General features: G+C 58.9%; 14 protein-coding genes. 7 read left to right on the plus strand and 7 right to left on the minus strand.

Annotated elements, in window-relative coordinates:
- Window positions 1–24: 24 nt before the first annotated feature.
- A complete protein-coding gene (locus tag GNG29_RS23205) occupies window positions 25–1,359 on the minus strand; it encodes a hypothetical protein (RefSeq protein WP_197431809.1) in 1,335 nt (444 codons plus the stop codon).
- Between GNG29_RS23205 and GNG29_RS23210 the strand changes: the two genes are divergently transcribed.
- The gene (locus tag GNG29_RS23210) at window positions 1,336–1,476 is read left to right on the plus strand and encodes a hypothetical protein (protein ID WP_197431810.1); all 141 of its coding nucleotides are present in this window, start codon (window positions 1,336–1,338) and stop codon (window positions 1,474–1,476) included. The two genes, GNG29_RS23205 and GNG29_RS23210, sit on opposite strands and share 24 nt — an antisense overlap.
- On the opposite strand, the gene GNG29_RS23215 is transcribed toward GNG29_RS23210, so the two are convergent.
- From GNG29_RS23215 to GNG29_RS16120, 6 genes are all read right to left on the minus strand, one after another.
- Window positions 1,473–3,878 (minus strand): hypothetical protein, encoded by a 2,406-nt coding sequence (locus GNG29_RS23215; RefSeq protein ID WP_197431811.1) that lies wholly within the window; start codon window positions 3,876–3,878, stop codon window positions 1,473–1,475. The genes GNG29_RS23210 and GNG29_RS23215 overlap by 4 nt on opposite strands.
- Window positions 3,788–5,140 carry a retention module-containing protein gene (locus tag GNG29_RS16100; RefSeq protein WP_156654979.1) on the minus strand — a complete coding sequence of 451 codons (1,353 nt, stop codon included), beginning with the start codon at window positions 5,138–5,140 and terminating at the stop codon, window positions 3,788–3,790. The genes GNG29_RS23215 and GNG29_RS16100 overlap by 91 nt, the downstream gene beginning before the upstream one ends.
- A gap of 275 nt (window positions 5,141–5,415) precedes the next feature.
- Window positions 5,416–5,757, minus strand: a complete 342-nt coding sequence (locus tag GNG29_RS16105; protein ID WP_156654981.1) for a tryptophan synthase subunit beta — start codon at window positions 5,755–5,757, stop codon at window positions 5,416–5,418.
- Between the two features lie 26 nt (window positions 5,758–5,783).
- Window positions 5,784–7,730 carry a cyclic di-GMP receptor LapD gene (lapD, locus tag GNG29_RS16110; protein WP_156654982.1) on the minus strand — a complete coding sequence of 649 codons (1,947 nt, stop codon included), beginning with the start codon at window positions 7,728–7,730 and terminating at the stop codon, window positions 5,784–5,786.
- A gap of 9 nt (window positions 7,731–7,739) precedes the next feature.
- The gene (gene lapG / locus GNG29_RS16115) at window positions 7,740–8,432 is read right to left on the minus strand and encodes a cysteine protease LapG (RefSeq protein ID WP_103180595.1); all 693 of its coding nucleotides are present in this window, start codon (window positions 8,430–8,432) and stop codon (window positions 7,740–7,742) included.
- Between the two features lie 8 nt (window positions 8,433–8,440).
- Window positions 8,441–10,102 carry a Mur ligase gene (locus tag GNG29_RS16120; protein WP_156654984.1) on the minus strand — a complete coding sequence of 554 codons (1,662 nt, stop codon included), beginning with the start codon at window positions 10,100–10,102 and terminating at the stop codon, window positions 8,441–8,443.
- Between the two features lie 116 nt (window positions 10,103–10,218).
- Here GNG29_RS16120 and GNG29_RS16125 point away from each other — a divergent pair, with 116 nt between their 5' ends.
- From GNG29_RS16125 to ypdK, 6 genes are all read left to right on the plus strand, one after another.
- Window positions 10,219–11,097, plus strand: a complete 879-nt coding sequence (locus GNG29_RS16125) for a S9 family peptidase (protein WP_231736532.1) — start codon at window positions 10,219–10,221, stop codon at window positions 11,095–11,097.
- Window positions 11,098–11,121: 24 nt separating this feature from the next.
- On the plus strand, window positions 11,122–14,454 hold the full coding sequence (locus GNG29_RS16130; RefSeq protein ID WP_156654986.1) for a CapA family protein: 3,333 nt from the start codon (window positions 11,122–11,124) through the stop codon (window positions 14,452–14,454).
- Window positions 14,455–14,548: 94 nt separating this feature from the next.
- Entirely contained in the window at window positions 14,549–14,893 is a 345-nt protein-coding gene (locus GNG29_RS16135; RefSeq protein WP_156654988.1) for a hypothetical protein, read from the plus strand.
- Entirely contained in the window at window positions 14,890–16,332 is a 1,443-nt protein-coding gene (locus GNG29_RS16140) for a hypothetical protein (protein WP_156654990.1), read from the plus strand. The genes GNG29_RS16135 and GNG29_RS16140 overlap by 4 nt, the downstream gene beginning before the upstream one ends.
- Window positions 16,333–16,582: 250 nt before the next feature.
- The gene (gene lpxP / locus GNG29_RS16145) at window positions 16,583–17,503 is read left to right on the plus strand and encodes a kdo(2)-lipid IV(A) palmitoleoyltransferase (RefSeq protein ID WP_103180605.1); all 921 of its coding nucleotides are present in this window, start codon (window positions 16,583–16,585) and stop codon (window positions 17,501–17,503) included.
- 349 nt (window positions 17,504–17,852) lie between these two features.
- On the plus strand, window positions 17,853–17,933 hold the full coding sequence (gene ypdK / locus GNG29_RS23535) for a membrane protein YpdK (protein WP_197080173.1): 81 nt from the start codon (window positions 17,853–17,855) through the stop codon (window positions 17,931–17,933).
- Window positions 17,934–17,974: the final 41 nt, after the last annotated feature.

Raw genomic sequence — 17,974 nt, forward strand, 5'->3', positions numbered from 1 at the left:
CAGACCAGCCCTGCGCGACGCCAGTCAGGCGTGCTCTTCCGGTTTGGCGATCAGGCTGTCGAGCATCGTGTCGTTACCCGCGTCATACCCCTCCGTTCCGGCGATCTCACCACCTTCAGCAGGGACATGCTCGACCTCCGCCGGGCCCTCCACCGTGTCGCTCTGCGGCCCCGCCTGGATCAGCGTGCTGAGATCGTTATGCTCTTCATCATGAATGAGATCGCTAAAGTTCAGCTGCTCCTCCTGATCCGTACTCTGGAGCGTGAGGTTTTCGCTCTGCGCATTATCGACCGTTGGTGTGCCGTTGTTATCCACACTGTTGGTATTGAGCATCAGGTTGTCGTCATCGATTAATGATGCGGCGTGATCCCCGTTCGCCAGAGTGTGGTCGGCGTCATGCTCATCAGCCGTCAGGCTGCTCGTCTGCTTGTGATTCTCTTCACTGTCGCTTTCAACATGATTCTCCTCAACGCTGTGGTCAGCCATCAGAGGGGGATCGTCAACGTTATCATCGGCGTGCTCTTCTCCACCGTGGCTTTCGCTGACAAACGTTCCGCCCTCTTTCCCGTCAACGGTGAAGTCGGTTTCGTGTTGATCGACGGCGGTAGAGTCCACTTTCAGCCCGATCTCCCCGAAATCGCTCTGACCGTCCGGCAGTTCAACGCTCACCTGGCCGTTGAAGTGCGAGGTGTCGTTGTCAAAGGTCAGGGTGTAGCTCTTCTCTTCGGCGTTGTAACTGACGCTCGCATAGTTGCCGGTGAAGGTCGCGTTTTCCGGGATACCGCTCAGGGTGATGCTGTTAAGGTGATCGCTGCTGTCTGAGCTTTCGAGATTGACATCCAGATTCAGCGTCACCGTGTAGCTGACGGTGGTATTGCCACCGAGCTCAGAAGAGGGTCCGTCACCAAATACCACCCCTTCAATGCCGTTGGCATTCTGGAACGGTGACTTCCCGGTCTCGTTATCAACCACATGCAGGTTATCTATATCGTTGTTTTTACCATTCTGTGGATGGTCGACACCGGTAACGGTGTAGTCAGCCTCATTCCCCTGAACAAAGATATAGTCCTTACCCACGCTGCTCTGAGGTAAGCCCTGGTTGCCAGTGATGCCGTTGAGCGGTCGGAATTCATAGCGATCCTGCGGCCAGTCACCCTGCTGGTAATAGCCACCCGTATGGTCACCGACCACAAAGATATCGGTGTAGGTCTTGTCGCCGTTATTGGCATTGGCGTTACCCTGGCTGTTGTAGTAGTGGATCTGATCCGGGCTGTCGGCCTTCGGCACGAAGTCGCCCTGGATCTTACCGTCCGGGCTATCCGGAGTCAGCCAGACATGTACGTTGCTGCCGATCGCCACAATCACGCCGTTCTGGATGTCGTAACCGTTAGGATCGCCGCTGCCGCCATTAACGTGGATGATCTGGTCATCTGTCGTCTCGGTCGTCTTACTGCCTGGAGTGACGGTAACGGTTAGTTTGACGTCGGCGTCGGAATCAGCATCTGCATCAGCGTCAGAATCTGCATCGGCATCGGCGTCAGAATCCGCATCCGCGTCGGCATCAGCATCAGCATCAGCATCAGAATCGGCATCCGCATCCGCATCCGCATCCGCATCCGCATCCGCATCCGCATCGGCATCTGCATCGGCGTCCGCATCGGCATCGGCGTCCGCATCCGCGTCGGCATCGGCATCCGCATCTGAATCGGCGTCTGCATCTGCATCGGCATCCGCATCGGCATCGGCGTCGGCATCAGCGTCGGCATCAGAATCAGCGTCGGCATCAGCATCCGCATCAGCGTCTGCATCCGCATCCGCATCGGCATCGGCGTCGGCATCAGCGTCCGCATCGGCATCAGCGTCGGCATCAGAATCAGCGTCGGCATCAGCATCCGCATCAGCGTCTGCATCCGCATCTGCATCGGAATCCGCATCGGCATCGGCGTCTGCATCTGCATCTGCATCTGCATCTGCATCGGAATCGGCATCTGCATCCGCATCCGCATCGGCATCGGCATCGGCATCGGCATCAGCATCAGCATCAGCATCGGCATCAGCATCAGCATCAGCATCAGCATCAGCATCAGCATCAGCATCAGCATCAGCATCAGCATCGGCATCGGCGTCGGCATCAGCGTCGGCATCAGCGTCCGCATCCGCATCCGCATCCGCATCAGCGTCGGCGTCCGCATCTGCATCGGCGTCCGCATCGGCATCCGCATCGGCATCAGAATCCGCATCGGCATCCGCATCCGCATCGGCATCGGCGTCGGCGTCCGCATCTGCATCAGCGTCAGAATCCGCATCAGCATCAGCATCAGCATCAGCATCGGCATCCGCGTCGGCATCAGCGTCCGCATCTGCGTCGGCGTCGGCGTCCGCATCTGCATCAGAATCGGCATCCGCATCAGCATCAGCGTCGGCGTCTGCGTCTGCATCAGAATCAGAATCAGAATCGGCATCAGCATCTGCATCGGCGTCCGCGTCGGAGTCAGAATCCGCATCGGCATCCGCGTCTGCATCAGCGTCAGAATCCGCATCAGAATCCGCATCGGCATCGGCATCGGCATCCGCGTCGGCATCGGCATCGGCATCCGCGTCGGCATCGGCATCGGAATCCGCATCGGCGTCTGCATCTGCGTCCGCATCGGAATCAGAATCGGCGTCTGCATCAGCATCGGCATCCGCATCGGAATCAGAATCAGCGTCAGCGTCGGCATCGGCATCGGCATCAGAATCCGCATCGGCATCAGAATCCGCATCGGCATCGGCATCCGCGTCGGCATCAGAGTCCGCATCTGCATCTGCATCTGCATCGGCATCGGCGTCCGCATCTGCATCAGAATCGGCATCCGCATCTGCATCTGCATCTGCATCTGCATCGGAATCAGCGTCGGCATCCGCGTCGGCATCCGCATCAGCATCAGCATCAGCGTCAGAATCCGCATCAGAATCCGCATCGGCATCAGAATCCGCATCGGCATCAGCGTCCGCATCGGCATCAGCGTCCGCATCAGCGTCAGCGTCAGCATCAGCATCAGCATCGGCATCGGCATCAGAATCCGCATCGGCATCAGCGTCCGCATCGGCATCAGCGTCCGCATCAGCGTCAGCGTCAGCGTCAGCGTCAGCGTCAGCGTCAGCATCTGCATCTGCATCTGCATCTGCATCCGCATCCGCATCCGCGTCGGCGTCCGCATCTGCATCGGCGTCCGCATCGGCATCCGCATCGGCATCAGAATCCGCATCGGCATCCGCATCCGCATCCGCATCCGCATCGGCATCGGCGTCGGCGTCCGCATCAGCATCCGCATCAGCATCAGCGTCAGAATCCGCATCAGCATCAGCATCAGCATCAGCATCGGCATCCGCGTCGGCATCAGCATCAGCATCGGCATCCGCGTCGGCATCAGCGTCCGCATCTGCGTCGGCGTCGGCGTCCGCATCTGCATCAGAATCGGCATCCGCATCAGCATCAGCATCAGCGTCGGCGTCTGCATCAGAATCAGAATCAGAATCGGCATCAGCATCTGCATCGGCATCGGCGTCCGCGTCGGAGTCAGAATCCGCATCGGCATCCGCGTCTGCATCAGCGTCAGAATCCGCATCAGAATCCGCATCGGCATCGGCATCGGCATCCGCGTCGGCATCGGCATCGGCATCGGCATCAGCGTCGGCATCAGCGTCGGCATCAGAATCCGCATCGGCATCGGCATCCGCGTCGGCATCAGAGTCCGCATCTGCATCTGCATCTGCATCCGCATCCGCGTCGGCATCCGCATCCGCATCAGCGTCGGCGTCCGCATCTGCATCGGCGTCCGCATCGGCATCCGCATCGGCATCCGCATCCGCATCCGCATCGGCATCGGCATCGGCATCCGCATCCGCATCGCGCGTCGGCGTCGGCGTCCGCATCAGCATCCGCATCAGCATCAGCATCAGCGTCAGAATCCGCATCAGCATCAGCATCAGCATCGGCATCCGCGTCGGCATCAGAGTCCGCATCTGCGTCGGCGTCGGCGTCCGCATCTGCATCAGAATCGGCATCCGCATCAGCATCAGCATCAGCGTCGGCGTCGGCGTCGGCGTCCGCATCTGCATCCGCATCTGCATCTGCATCCGCATCGGCATCAGCGTCGGCGTCCGCATCCGCATCCGCATCCGCATCCGCATCCGCATCCGCATCCGCATCAGCATCAGCATCGGCGTCTGCGTCTGCATCAGAATCAGAATCGGCATCAGCATCTGCATCGGCATCGGCGTCCGCGTCGGAGTCAGAATCCGCATCGGCATCCGCGTCTGCATCAGAATCGGCATCTGCATCTGCATCGGCATCCGCATCCGCATCCGCATCCGCATCAGCATCAGCATCTGCATCTGCATCGGCATCCGCATCCGCATCCGCATCCGCATCCGCATCAGCATCCGCATCCGCATCAGAATCGGAATCCGCGTCGGCGTCGGCGTCAGAATCTGCATCGGCATCGGCATCGGCATCAGCATCAGCATCAGCATCGGAATCAGAATCAGAATCAGAATCAGCGTCCGCATCTGCGTCAGCATCGGCATCCGCGTCAGCGTCCGAATCGGCATCTGCATCCGCGTCGGCATCCGCATCCGCGTCAGCATCCGCATCAGCATCTGAATCATCAATATCGAGCAGCGTTAATTCTTCCGGGGGCTCATCATCGGGGAAATCCAGGCCGATCGTTGGGTAACCCGCAGTGGGATCAACAATTTCGCCGGTAAGATCGAGCACGACGTGGGTATGTGACCCGCCGCCGCTGCCGCCTGGCTCGCCGCCAGAATTACCGGATTGCGGACCAGCTGCTGTCGCTTCCAGGGTTTGCGTCGGGTCCTGCCCGTCGGCAATAGCCTGCTGGATGGCTGCCACGTCCTGCTGCTGGGTCGCCGTGGCCTCTGCCACTATATGCCCTGAGCTGTCCCACTGACTGTCACGCCCCAGATCCAGTTGTTTGCCATCCGGCAAAGATAAGGTAATTGCGCCAGCCGCTCCCGTCTGGACGTGTTCTCCTTCGAGAACGCGGTCGCCTTCGGTCAGCAAACGCTTACTGCCGTCAGGGCTGACGGCAAATACCTGCCCGATTACTGCTTTGACAATCCCGGATACGCCACTCATATATTGTCTCCCTCAATCTTTTTCTTGCCCAATTCATCCATTTGTCAGGCTTAGAATGCTAAAAGAGTATTTAATCTGTATTAGTAATATGCTGTGCAACTATGACTACAATACGCCTTTATGCACCAGATTTATTGATGCAGATACGGATCAGGGCGCTATATTAATAGATGCCATGAATAAACAGGAAACTAAAAAGATCTGTACTATCAAAATAGGGAGCCAGGGAAATATCCCCCTATTAATTGTTGATTAATCCCGGTACGCAAAAGAGGCTAAATAAGCCCCTCGTCCTCATCCGCGATTAACCCTTCCAGACCACTCAGCGAGCGACGCGCCTGCGCACGGCTGGTGAGTTTGGCCTGTGCGGCAGGCGGCAGGTCAGTAATGGTGATAACCCCTTTACTCATCAGAACCTCGATCAGATCCTCAAGCACACGCACCATCTCAAGGTCGCTTTGCCGCAGCTGATACAGCGTGGCTTCGCGGATATCACGCTGGCGCAACCACTCGTCAATCTCGGGCGTACAGAGATCGTGCTGTTCTGTCATTGCGGGAAAAGGTGTCAACTCCACCCGAATTATTCGTCTTTCTGTATCGCGTTCTACGTAATACATATTCAGCCTCTGTATAGCCTGTGAGGTTAATTTCCGCCCAGCGTACTGGCATCAGCAAAATAGCGTCCCATTGCGCCATACAGCCCCATTTTTTCAAGGATCGCCAGCTCGCCCGCAGTTTCTACTCGTTCGGCAATTAAGGGAAGATTTATCTGACGGGCGGCCCAGTAAATAGCCTCAATAAACAGTTTTTTATCGGCTTCGCTGTCTATATCGCGAATATAACTGCCATCAACCTTAATCCAGGCCAGACCCCATTGCGGTAAATTGCCGATAAGGTGGAAGCGTCCACCAAAATGCTGGATCCCCAGACGACAACCCAACGCCTTCAGACGGCTGACCAGAACGTTCACCCGCTCGACATCGGGCAACTCATTCTCATCCAGCTCAAAGATCAGCCAGGTTGCCAGCTGCGGCGCGCTTTTCAGCGGCTGCAACAGGGCATTCAGGCTCTGGTCATCCGCGACGCTGGCCCCGCTGATGCTCAGCGCCAGCGGACGCGGTGATTTTGCCAGTTCACTTAGGGTCTGCTGGAGCATCACAATGTCCATGCGGCGGCTGAGATTGAGCCGGTGGATCCACGGCATAAAGCGTCCGGCAGGCACCAGCTCCCCCTCCGGGGTTTTAATTCGCGCGAGGATCTTATGATGCAGCACCTCACGCGCGCTGTTGCAGGCGTAGACCGGCTGTGAAAAGAGCGCAAAGTCGCCGCTTGTCAGCACCGCGTCCAGACGGGTGTACCAGCTGTGATGATCGTCTTCGCTCTCGGTGGCCGATGCGGTATCGGGCGTCGCAAAGATGCGCATTTCGGTTTCGGCTCTTGCCAGCGCCTGATCCGCCTGAGCCAGTACTGCCTGGGGCGTATCGCCTGGGTTAAACGGCACCAGGGCAAAATGCGCCACCGGCGTCACGTCGCTCATGCCCATCTCAGACAGCGCCTTCAGCTGGGTGCTGAGGGTGTTGCGCAGATTATCGAGCTCCTGGCCCAGGATCTGCGGGGCGATAATGGCAAACTCCCCGCCGCGCACGCGGGCTACAAACCCCTCGTTGTGGAAATAGTTGCGCTGCAGGCCGCTCAGAATATCCGCCACGGCCACCAGCAGCTGATCGGATTTCGCCCCACCCAGACGGTGGTTAAGCCCCATCAGATCCTGCACCCGCAGCAGCATAATGTGGCCGGCGGCGTTCTCTTCATCACTCAGGCGTGACTGGAGCTGCATATCAAACGCCCGGCGGTTGCTCAGGCCGGTCAGGCTGTCGTGATAGGCCTCCTGGCGCAGCGCTTCGGTACGCCGGGCCTGCTCGCTGAATAACACCTTGAGCTGGGTCACCATCATGTTGGTGGCGTCCACCACCCGGCGCAGCTCAGGCGTTTTTGGCAGCGCCTGTATATTAAGAAACTCGCGGCGGCAGATGGCCATCGCCTGTCCGGCAATATAGTTAAGCGGGCGCAGAATGCGGTTCAACAGCAGGGTGGCTGCCAGCACAAACAGCAGGCTACAGCCGATCAGCCACAAAAAGCTGGCAACGATACTGTTCCACAGGCGGGCCAGGGCGAACATCGGATGGCTGACCACTTCTACCCGGGCAACCTGCGTCCAGCCCCGCATCACAATGGCATCGCCTTCGCCTGGGCTGAGGTTCACCAGCCGCACAAACCAGTGCGGTACACGGGTGCTCTGGGGTACGTCGCTGCGCTCGATAATCGGTTTATTGGTTTTAATGTCGATCACGCGAATGCGATAGAAATAGCCGCTGTCGAAGATGGAGTTCACCATCAGCTCGGTCATGGCCGGATCGTCGATATGGGTGGTCAGCGACACCCCCAGCGCCGTCGCCGCGTCCTGCGCGTGGGCGCTAAGCTGATTGCGGTACTGCTCCCGTGAGCTTTCCAGGGTAACGAAAAAGTTGCCGCAGAAAATGACGAGCGTAAATAAACAGATGCCAATCAGTAGCTGTTTATAAAGAGACATGGCCCTATCCTATTCATGAATTACAAATCCTTCTGCACGCATACGGGTGAGAAGATCCTGCCAGCGGGAGAGCCGTTTGCTGTCACCCACGCGTTTGTTGCCGCCAGATTGCGGCAGCCACAGCCCTTCGCCGTTAAACGCATACACCGGAAGCAGATCGGTACGCTGTGTAGCAGGCAAGATGGCGGTTTTCAGGTTATCCAGAACCAGTGGGATCGCCGTGGGGGTGGAATACCATGTCACCACCATGTGCGCCTGATTCAGTTCGAGTGCTTTAACATAGGTAATACGTAACTGGTTCGCCGGCACGCCCATTTCGCGCAGGGTGAAATATTTCGCCAGCGCAAAGTCCTCGCAGTCCCCTGCCCCCTGACGTAAAAACTCAATTGGCGTTGCCCAGTAATCCTGCTGCTTCCAGACGACGATATCATCGCGAAACGCCATCCGGGCGTTAAAAAACTGGTTAACCCGGTTTAAGGTGTCATGGATCGTGCCCTGCGACGGCTGTTTAAGCAACGCTGCCCACTCATCAATCCGCTGCCGGGCGGCGGGGGTAGCCGGGCCATACAGCCGTTCGGTACGGGTGCTGATGGCGCTGAAATCCCACCCGGCGCCGAGTCCGGGGGAGATAACCAGCAGCAGCACCAGCCAGAGCGACAGCCAGCGTCGACAGCTCACCAGAAGAGAAGGATAAAGCCGCATGACGTAACTTACTGCTCGCCTGACCGGGCCAGCCAGCGCTTACGGTACGCGACATAGCCGGAAAGGTAGTGTTCAACATCGTCGATTCGCACGCGATAGCTGTGGTGACGAATAAAAAAGCTGCCGACGATGCGCGGCGGGTTTTTAAAGAACATCGCCAGTTCCGGCCAGAAAAAGCCGTTTGCCAGATAGCGGGCGCGGCTCTCCAGCGCCTGGTTGAACACCGCCATGTCGAAGCCCGCCAGCAGATGTTTATGCGGCGATGTCTCAAGCCGCGCGATCATCCGTGAGGCCGCCATCATCAACTCAAGCAGCGTAGGATAAGTGGTGACGCGGTTCTGAACGAAGTCGAGATGATCGCGCACGTTATCCAGCCCAAACTGGTAATAGCGCTCCAGCGGCTGGTAGCACGTCAGCTCGTTGACGCAGTAGCTGAGCCAGTGATCGTGTGCCTGCCAGTGCTTCTGCACAATAAAATGATCCATCGCCCGTTCGACCATTGCCAGCCAGCGCGGCGCTTTAGTCAGTCCGTAAAGACGCATCAGCGCAAACGCCGCCTCACCGTCGTAATAGATAATGCGGTGCGCCGCCTTCAGCGACAGATCCCCTGCGTTCAGCACGTGAACAAACCCGCCCGTCTGTGGATCCTGCATAAAGCCGATCCCGTTCGCCAGCCGCGCCATCGGTTCCAGATACCGATCATCACCGGTCAGCTCGCTGTATTTCGCCATCGCCAGAATACACACCGCATTGCCGCCAAGCTTAATCTCATCCCCGGTATCGACCAGGAAATCGGCGTCGCTGCCGTCCGGTAGCCGGTAAGTACGAATAAAGCTGGCGCAGAGGTCGTTGAGTGCCCGCTCGATTGCCGCGAACTGTTCAGGCTGCTGCGTCACTTCCCATCCTTCGAGCAGTGCATAGGTGGAGCTGGCGTGGCGCAAGGCGTTATAGGTGGGAATGGCGCGGTCGAAACAGGGGAACCAGCCGTACTGATAGCGCCCGGAGGGGGCGATCTGCCGGGCAAGGTAGTCGGTGGCGGAGGCGATCATCGGCTCAAGCGCCGTCGCCTGCCAGTCGGGTAGCTGGCGGTAGCCGCTGTTACGCCCGGTCGATTCGATGGGTAACAACTGCTCGCCGTCGCAAAACAGCGCCCGGGTGGTGAAGCGCCAGAGCGTCTGGTCAGGCTCCTCCGGCCAGCTCAGCACAGCGCCGAAGCGACGGCGGGAAAAATGGGCCAGATTAGTGGCATTGGGCGTGGCAACGCCGTGATCGCCATGATAGAGCAGCGCGTTGGCGGCAATCTCCTGCTCCAGCATCGCGTAGCGAAACGCTGGGTCCAGGCTGATGCCGAAGCGAAAATAGTTGCGTTTGGTCTTGGCTAAGCGGGCTTGCAGGTTATCCCAGCGCAGGGCCTGCACCTGATCCACAAGGTCAACGCGCAGCCAGCAAACCACCGCCCCACTCTTTTGCTGCCACTGCAGCAGCGCCTCTACGCCCTGCTGCCAGGCCTGATCGAAGCTGTCGCCAGAGCCCTGCACAATATGCGCACGGCTTTGACCATCGGAAGCACTAAAAAAGATCGCCCAGGCGGGGCAAATCGGCGGTTTGGGCGCGACGTCCAGCAATTCCATCGCCGGGCGGGTTTGCGCCAGTAATTGGCTGAGCGGCATTTTTACTCCTGATAACGCCTGAAGAAACCCTGTCAGAAAAATCCTAACCAGATAATACCATTATGTATGACAAGTTGTGTATTCTGTATGTCTATTGTTTCTTCCGGGGCGGTGGTGTGAGTCGATGTTTCGCGGTATGGATCCTGCTGCTAATCAGCGTTTTCGCTTACGCTGAGACGCCGCTGCTGTGGAACCAGCCAGCCTCCCGACAGCACTGCCCGGTCGGCGACGAGGCCGTGTGGGTACACTACCCTCAAGGCAACGCCTGTATGCGCTATTTCAGCGCCGGAAATCTCCAGGCTGCCCCGCTGGCGGTGGTGATGTTAAAAGGCGACCGCGTCTCGCTGATAAAGCGTCCACCCGAAACCATTCCCGGTAACACCGCCGCCGACCAACGCCGTCAGGCACGGGCGATCCTACGCCAGACCGGGTTGCCGACCATTATTATCGCCCGCCCCGGCACCTACGGCTCCAGCGGCAACCATTACCGCCGTCGTCAGGCGGAAGAGTTCCAGGCTATCGATGCCGCCCTCAATGCTATCAAGGCCCGCTATGGTATCCAGCGCTTTATTCTCAGCGGACACAGCGGAGGCGCCACCGCCGCTTCGGCGCTGTTGACTACCGGCCGCCGGGACATCGCCTGCGCGGTGCTTACTTCCGGCGCCTGGGGAATACTCGAGCGGGCGCAGCGCCTGCGTCAGCAGCGTGGCGAAGCCCCGGCGCCTGCACTGGACGGCACCGGCCTCCCTCACCCGTGGGATCCCCTCGACCACATCAGCGGGATCGCCGCCGATCCCTTCCGGTTGATCCTGGTGATCGGCAACCCGCAGGATCGCAATACGCCGTTCGATCTGCAGGCGCGATTCGCGGATGCGCTGCGGGAACATGGCCACCGGGTAGAACTGCTCGAACGCCCCGCCAGACCGCCGCAATTTCATAATTTGACGGGGAATGCCGGTATCAACGCCATTCGCCTTTGTCCGCTACGCGGATAAGCCCAAAAAAGCAGGAATAAAAATATGAGCCAGAAACCGCCCCGCCAGCCACGCGCAGAGACGCAAGCCCCGGGATGGACCGCTGCCGAACTCGAAAAACTACCCGGTAGCGTCTGGTACAATCGCCCGGATGCAGGCTGGTGCGCCACTGACATTGTCCTTTTTCATGATAAGGCGCAGCCTGGCCATCCCTGTCTGTTTGTCGCCATCGATCCCGACACCTGGCACAAGGGCTCCGGCAACACCGGAGTTTACGCTGGCTGGGATGATACTCATCTTTCGCTTTCCCGCCACGCCTCTCGTTACTGCGGGGCCATCGTCCAGCGACGCCTTGAAGATCTCCCGCCAGACTTCCCTCAACTGGTGGTGGGCAACAGCTATCAGGCCCTGCTTTGGCTTGCAGAAGAAGCCCGGCGGCGACTGGACGGTAAGCTGGTGGCGATCACCGGTACGGTAGGCAAAACCTCGACCAAAGAGATGCTCAACAGCATCCTGACAAAGCATATGTCGATAGTGGCGAGCCGCGGAAACCATAACACCCGCACGGGGGCCTCCATCACGCTGGCGCGTGCAGTCTGCAATCCGCAGGCGGTGGTGCTGGAGGTGGCGATCTCTGCTCTGTGGATGCGCAACGGCGGGATCGGCCCGCGTATCAAATCGCATATCGTCATTATTACCGAGATCGGCCTCACCCAGGTGGGCAGGAGCGTGACCTCTCTCGACGATGTGGCCCGCTTTAAAGCGCGCATCAGTCACGGTCTTATTCCGGGTGGTTACGCCATTTTAAACCGTGATATGGCCAGCTATGACACCGTGGCTGCGAGCGTCACCCGTGACGGTGCCCGCATCATCAGCTACGGGTTTGATGCCGACGCTGACGTGCGGATCACGGCGTTTACCCAGAATGCCAACGGGAGCCTGATCACGCTCAGCCTCCGTCAGCAGAGCCTGAATTACCGGCTGGCTGTGCCAGGCAAAGGCGCCGCGCTTAACTCGGTGGCCTCGCTTATCGCCGCCGATCTGCTCGGGGTGAGCCTGGCGGAGATCGTGGCCAGCCTCGAAACCTGGCGCAGCGATGATCAACATATGGGCATTTCCGCGCTGCCGCTGCCGGGCGGCGGGGCTGTCACCCTGATTGACGACAGTTATAACGCCGAATACCTCTCGATGCTCAACGCGTTTGAGGTGGCCGCTCAGCGAGCGCAGGAAGGGGGCGGCCGTGTGATCGCCCTGCTGGGGCGGATCATCAACCTCGGGGATCGGTCCGCCGCCATCCACCGCTCGCTGGCGCAGCCCCTGCTGGCGGCTGGCTGTCAGCAGGCATTTCTGCACGGTGACGAGATGTGTGCCCTGCACGACGCCCTGCCGGAGGAGGTTCGTAGCGGTCATTTCAGCACCGCAGAAGCGCTGGTGGAAGCCGCTGCGCCAGCGTTGCGCGACGGCGATATCGTGCTGGTCAAAGGGAGCGTGCGTAATTCCGACTTCAGGCGGGTTGTCGGCCTGTTGAAGCGCCGACTTACCGCGTCGCCAGCCCTGGCAAAAGGGCAAACCGCCCGCCTGCTGATGAATCTTACCACCGGCGAAACCCGGCTGTCTGAGCAGGGTGACAGCGCGTTTGCCCCCACGTACTTGAGCCAGCTGCTGCTGGCCGTCTGCCTGGCAGAACGGCTGCTGGCGAAAAAAATAGACCTTGATACGCCTGTTGAGATGCACGGCATCGCTGCCCACGTTCTGCAGGGCAATCCGGCTCTTGGCCTGCAACGGGGGAGCACGGCAACCGTGAAATCGCTGGTGCAGGGGATGCTCATCCACAACGCCTGCGACGCCGCCATTCATCTGGCGGAAACGCTGGCCGGCAGCAGCGCGGAGGCGTTGAAGGCGCTGCGCAGCCTTGTCGACCAGCTGGAGATGCGCCACACCCATATCAATAACGTCTCCGGTCGGCCCCGCCCCGGCCAGCGCACCACGCTTACGGATATCGCCAGGCTGATGCACCATTTCCAGCTGCGCTACCCGCACTGGCTTACGTGGCTGGGTGAGCACGAGGCGGCCATCGGCGAGCGGGTCTACCGTAAAAGCGGCAACCTGCACAGCAACGGCAGCGCATGGGGACAATTCTGCGCCGGACGCTGGGGCGTTGCGTTGCAGTGGATCGCAGGCGAACTCTGGCTGGCCTGCGCTGCCGGGGCGGATGACGCCTTTCATCTCGACTATCTGCTGGATGGGCTCCTGGCCGGAGTTGATGGCGCAGTGCCGGCACCGGTGCCCGTCGAACGGCACATCGACAAACCTGTGGCGACCCTCACCTTGTTGGGCGACACCTACTTTGGCGAGTGGTATACCCGCAAGCGCCAGGCGCGGGGTCTGGATGATGCCCTGCAACGTTACGGCTACGATCACAGCTTTCTGGGCATCGCCCCCCTGCTGCGCGGTAGCGACTTCACTCTTGCCAACTTTGAGGCGGCCCTCGCCACCGATCTGCGCGCCAGTCTGGAAGGCCGAAAGCCGTTCTGCCTGACCGGGGATCCGGTCGCCTCGGTTACCGCCCTGCGTAAACAGGGTATCGACGCGGTGGCCCTTGGCAATAATCACGCCATGGATGCCGGACTGCCTGGGCTGGAGAGCACCCTGGCGGCGTTTGGCGGCGGCGGCATTGCCTGCATCGGCGCCGGACGCAATGCGCAGCAGGCCCACGCTCCGCTGGTGCTGACGGTGGGCGACAGACAGTACAAGATTTTCAGCGCCTACTGGTACCGGCGCTACATGGAGCAGGATTGCGCCTTTTATGCCCGCCCACGTCGGGCAGGGGTCGCCTGCCTGAGCGGCGGCCTGGCTGAACAGCTGCGTCTGGAGAAAGCACGCCCCCGGCCAGCCACCACTATCGTGCTCGCTCACTGGGGGCTAGATTACCAGTGGACAACGGTGGGACAGCGGGCGCTGGCGCAGCGTCTCTGCGAGGCCGGAGCCGACCTGATTATCGGCTCCGGGCCGCACATGGCAGGCGAGGCGGTAAAACAGGGCGAAAGTCTGGTGGTCTACAGCATCGGCAACGGGGTGTTTAACAGTAACGGTGAATACCAGTCGCGCGGCGTGCCGCCGTATGGTTTTATCGTCCGCCTGCTGCTTGGCAATCCGCAGCCGCAGATCGCGCTTCTGCCGATCCTGACCGACAATAAACAGACTTTCTGGCAGCCCCGCCCGGTGACCGGGGCGGAATTTGCGGATCTGATCGCGCAGCTTACCGCGCAGGGCATGCCCATTACCCAGGAAGAGACGTCCGATGCGGGCTGGCGCGCCGTCAGTGAGGAGGGTGAATGCAGGCTGATCATGCCGCTGGCGCACCTGGCCGGGAGGTAAGCAGAATTTTTAAGCGATACAACTACCTGAATTAAAATTCCCGATTACATTTAAAAGACTTCACTCCGCTGTGCGACAGAGTCAGGACAAACTGATGAGCGTGCTACTGCAAAAAATGCCCCGCTGCGGGGTGGTGTTGTTAACGCTGCTTCTGAGCGTAAGCGGTTGTGCTAGCCATGATAAGAATCCCAGCCGGGCGCGTGTAGCGCCGAAATATGTTCGCCCTGCGCCTGTGCAGCCCGCGTATAGCGCACCTGAATCGTTCCTGAACGCGCCAGAAGCGTCCCCTGCGCCGCCCGTAAGAGTAAAAAAACGGCCTCAGGATAAAGCCGCCGAACCGCCCGCGCCCCGGGTCATGCCGGTGCTGGATAACTCGTTGCCGGAGCAGATCTGGCAACCTGCGATCACCCGTCAGACCAGCCTGGAGCTGAAATCATGACGGAACGCGCTCTCGGTGAACTGGAAAACCGGGCCGATATTAAGCGCCCTACGCTGCCGCTGTGGCAAAACGCAGTGGTTATTCTCCTCACCCTCACCTATCTCATCTGCGAGCTGGCCTTTAACTCGCGCCTGCTCGATCTGGTGGGAAGTCTCTCCACCCCCGATGACATCCACAATATGGAGCGTTATGGCCGGGCTTTAACCGCTATCGCCGCCGCGCTGCTGATGTTTCAGCTGGTGCTGGCAGCGAACGCCTGGCTGAAAAAACGCGGCATTGCCTTTCCCGCCCCCTGGGTGGCAGGCATGGTGTTCTCGCTCTGTCTGCTCACCGGCGTGGTGACATGGCAAACGGTGGAGCGGGTTATTGAGCGCCAGGTCGCCCAAAGTACCGGCGAGTTTCGCCAGAAGTCGATGCTGGCGCAGCTCTATCAGCAGTCTTTAATTGACGGGCACCAGACGCTGGAGGGGATCCCGCTTGATGACGATGGCAGTCAGCGCGAAACCTGGACCAGCCCATCCGGGAAAGCGTTTCTGGCGATGCTGCCGCTACTTATGAGTTCGGTCAGCCGCTATCACGAACTGCTTGAGCGAGAGGCGGCGCAAAACCTGCGCGACAGCATCAGCGTTCAGGAGGGCGGGCTCCTCGGCTATTACAAACTCTGGCTGGCCGCGCGCGCAGAGATTTATCAGGACTATCTCGACTATACCAGCGTTACGCAGAAAAATGGGCTCTATCATGGGGTGACAATCCCGGCCCGCCTCGACTGGGAGACATTTTTTATGCTGGACCCGGTGCAGAAAAGGCTGCGGGAAAAGCTGGCCCTGCCGCTGCAAACCCGGGTGCAGCCTGAATATCCGAAAGAGGACGCCCTGAAACAGTTCGCCCTGGCGCTGCAGGCTCCCCATCTTGACTACGCCGTGCAACAGCAACTCCCCCGCCTGCAGGCTGCGCTGGCCAGCTACGGCACGGGCGGAGCAAATGAAAAACGGGGCGAGGATGCGGCGCGGGCGGTGATTGTTCCTCCCATTGCGCTGATGTTCTCCCTGCTCGGCGCCCTCACCCACCTGGCAAAACTGCTCTATCTGCTGCTTCTGCCGTTAAGTGCCGCCCTGCTTTCTGTTACCGCCTGGCGGCCCGTTCGCCTGCTTAACCGCCATCCGCTGATCTTCCCGGTGCTGTTAATCTGCCTGCTGCTCGGCCTGTGCAGCGTGACCAATAACAGTATTACGGCTTCTCCGGCCTATCAGTCGCTGCGGCACGCATTGCAGGGAGCGGAAGTGGCGATCACCAATACCCCCTCACCCCTCAGCGGCGGCACGCTGTTGCGGGCGATCCATACGGTCAGCATCGGGCAGAGTTACAGCTATCCGCTGAATCATGCCATACGCCAGAACGTGCTGTTCGGCTTTGATTTTGGATATGGAAAGCCTGACTAATCGCGTTTGAATGTGGATAAAAATAGCCCCGGTTTGAGCCCTTTTGTGGGTTATTTTTTGCGCAAAAAGTAGTGTTAGCAGTTAAGATATATCAGTGCTACATTACGCCGCCCAGCGCCGACAGCCTTTTTTCAGACCTTGGGCATATACGGTAATCACCATGAACCAATAGTATTAACGCAGGTCTTAATAGCATTCCGGCGTAGCGCCAGTCTGGGGCTACCAATATACTCTCCATAAAGGTCGTTTTATCTTGTCTCAATGCAAATTCACGCGCACGCTTCTGCACCCGCGTTACTGGTTTACATGGTTTGGTCTGGGTGTCCTCTGGCTGCTCGTGCAACTTCCTTATCCGGCGCTACGCTGGCTCGGTGCCAGCCTCGGAAGTCTTTCGCGTCGTTTTCTGAAGCGCCGTGAATCTATCGCTCGCAGGAACCTCGAACTCTGTTTTCCGGCGCTCTCCCCTGAAGAGCGTGATCATCTCATTAGTGAAAATTTTAAATCTATCGGCATGGCGTTACTGGAAACGGGGATGGCCTGGTTCTGGCCGGACTCGCGGGTACGTAAGTGGTTTGACGTTGAAGGCCTGGAAAATTTGCAGCGCGCGCAGGCAAAAAACTGCGGGGTGATGGTGATCGGCGTTCACTTTACGTCGCTGGAGCTGGGTGGCCGGGTGATGGGGTTGTGCCAGCCGATGATGGCCACTTATCGTCCACATAACAGCGCCCTGATGGAGTGGGTGCAGACGTGCGGGCGCATGCGTTCAAATAAGGCGATGATCAGCCGCAATAATTTACGCGGGCTGGTCAGCGCCCTGAAAAAAGGCGAAGCGGTCTGGTTTGCTCCGGACCAGGACTATGGCCGCAATGGCAGCAGCTTCGCCCCCTTCTTCGCGGTAAAGGAGGTGGCCACCACTAACGGCACATTTGTGATTCACCGTCTTTCAAAGTCGGTGATGCTGACGGTCACCATGGTCAGAAAAGACGATAAAAGCGGTTATCGCCTGTTTATCATGCCGGAGATGGAGAACTATCCTCAGGAAGAGGCGGCCGCCGCGGCTTACATCAACAGGGTGATCGAGAGCGAGATCATGCGTGCGCCGGAACAGTATTTATGGGTGCATCGCCGTTTTAAAACGCGTCCTGTGGGGCACGCTTCCCTCTATCTTTAACCCCGTTGAAGGTTAGTTTCTTTTAGAAACTAACCTTTTCAATCACCTGTAATCACTCAGGTTTATCGTTAGCACGCTATCTTGCCGAACGACAATTTATTACCCGCCGAAATTAAACTGTCGCCGTTCCACGACACTCGTAAGTCGTGGAAATTATTTAGAAAAATGCCTCTTGTCACTCCTGAAATTTAAGCGTACATTAGCGCCGTCTGGCTACCTGAAAGCACAGAATTCTGAGCTGGAGTCGTCGCTGAAACGGGATAATTCTCATTTCCGCCCCGGCCTGACTTCACCTCTCTATACTCAGTTGGACTCTATTTTTATTGCGTATCACGAAATACGCGGAGCGATGAACGTGAAATATTTCTTTATGGGTTTTTCAGTGATTTTGTTCGCATGGGTCGGTACGTTTGCCCTGATGATGAACTGAGCAAAGAAAATGTAGTCAAAAAAACAGGCGCCCAAGGCGCC

The sequence above is a fragment of the Leclercia sp. Colony189 genome (assembly GCF_009740165.1).
Taxonomy (GTDB): Bacteria; Pseudomonadota; Gammaproteobacteria; order Enterobacterales; family Enterobacteriaceae; genus Enterobacter.

Coding starts and splice junctions, on each gene's coding strand:
- GNG29_RS23215 (WP_197431811.1), bottom strand. CDS start 3,878: ATGCCGATGCCGATGCCGATGCGGATGCGGATGCGGATGCCGATGCGG.
- GNG29_RS16120 (WP_156654984.1), bottom strand. CDS start 10,102: ATGCCGCTCAGCCAATTACTGGCGCAAACCCGCCCGGCGATGGAATTG.
- GNG29_RS16140 (WP_156654990.1), top strand. CDS start 14,890: ATGACGGAACGCGCTCTCGGTGAACTGGAAAACCGGGCCGATATTAAG.
- GNG29_RS16135 (WP_156654988.1), top strand. CDS start 14,549: ATGAGCGTGCTACTGCAAAAAATGCCCCGCTGCGGGGTGGTGTTGTTA.
- lapG (WP_103180595.1), bottom strand. CDS start 8,432: ATGCGGCTTTATCCTTCTCTTCTGGTGAGCTGTCGACGCTGGCTGTCG.
- GNG29_RS16130 (WP_156654986.1), top strand. CDS start 11,122: ATGAGCCAGAAACCGCCCCGCCAGCCACGCGCAGAGACGCAAGCCCCG.
- GNG29_RS16100 (WP_156654979.1), bottom strand. CDS start 5,140: ATGAGTGGCGTATCCGGGATTGTCAAAGCAGTAATCGGGCAGGTATTT.
- GNG29_RS16105 (WP_156654981.1), bottom strand. CDS start 5,757: ATGTATTACGTAGAACGCGATACAGAAAGACGAATAATTCGGGTGGAG.
- lapD (WP_156654982.1), bottom strand. CDS start 7,730: ATGTCTCTTTATAAACAGCTACTGATTGGCATCTGTTTATTTACGCTC.
- ypdK (WP_197080173.1), top strand. CDS start 17,853: ATGAACGTGAAATATTTCTTTATGGGTTTTTCAGTGATTTTGTTCGCA.
- GNG29_RS23210 (WP_197431810.1), top strand. CDS start 1,336: ATGTACGTTGCTGCCGATCGCCACAATCACGCCGTTCTGGATGTCGTA.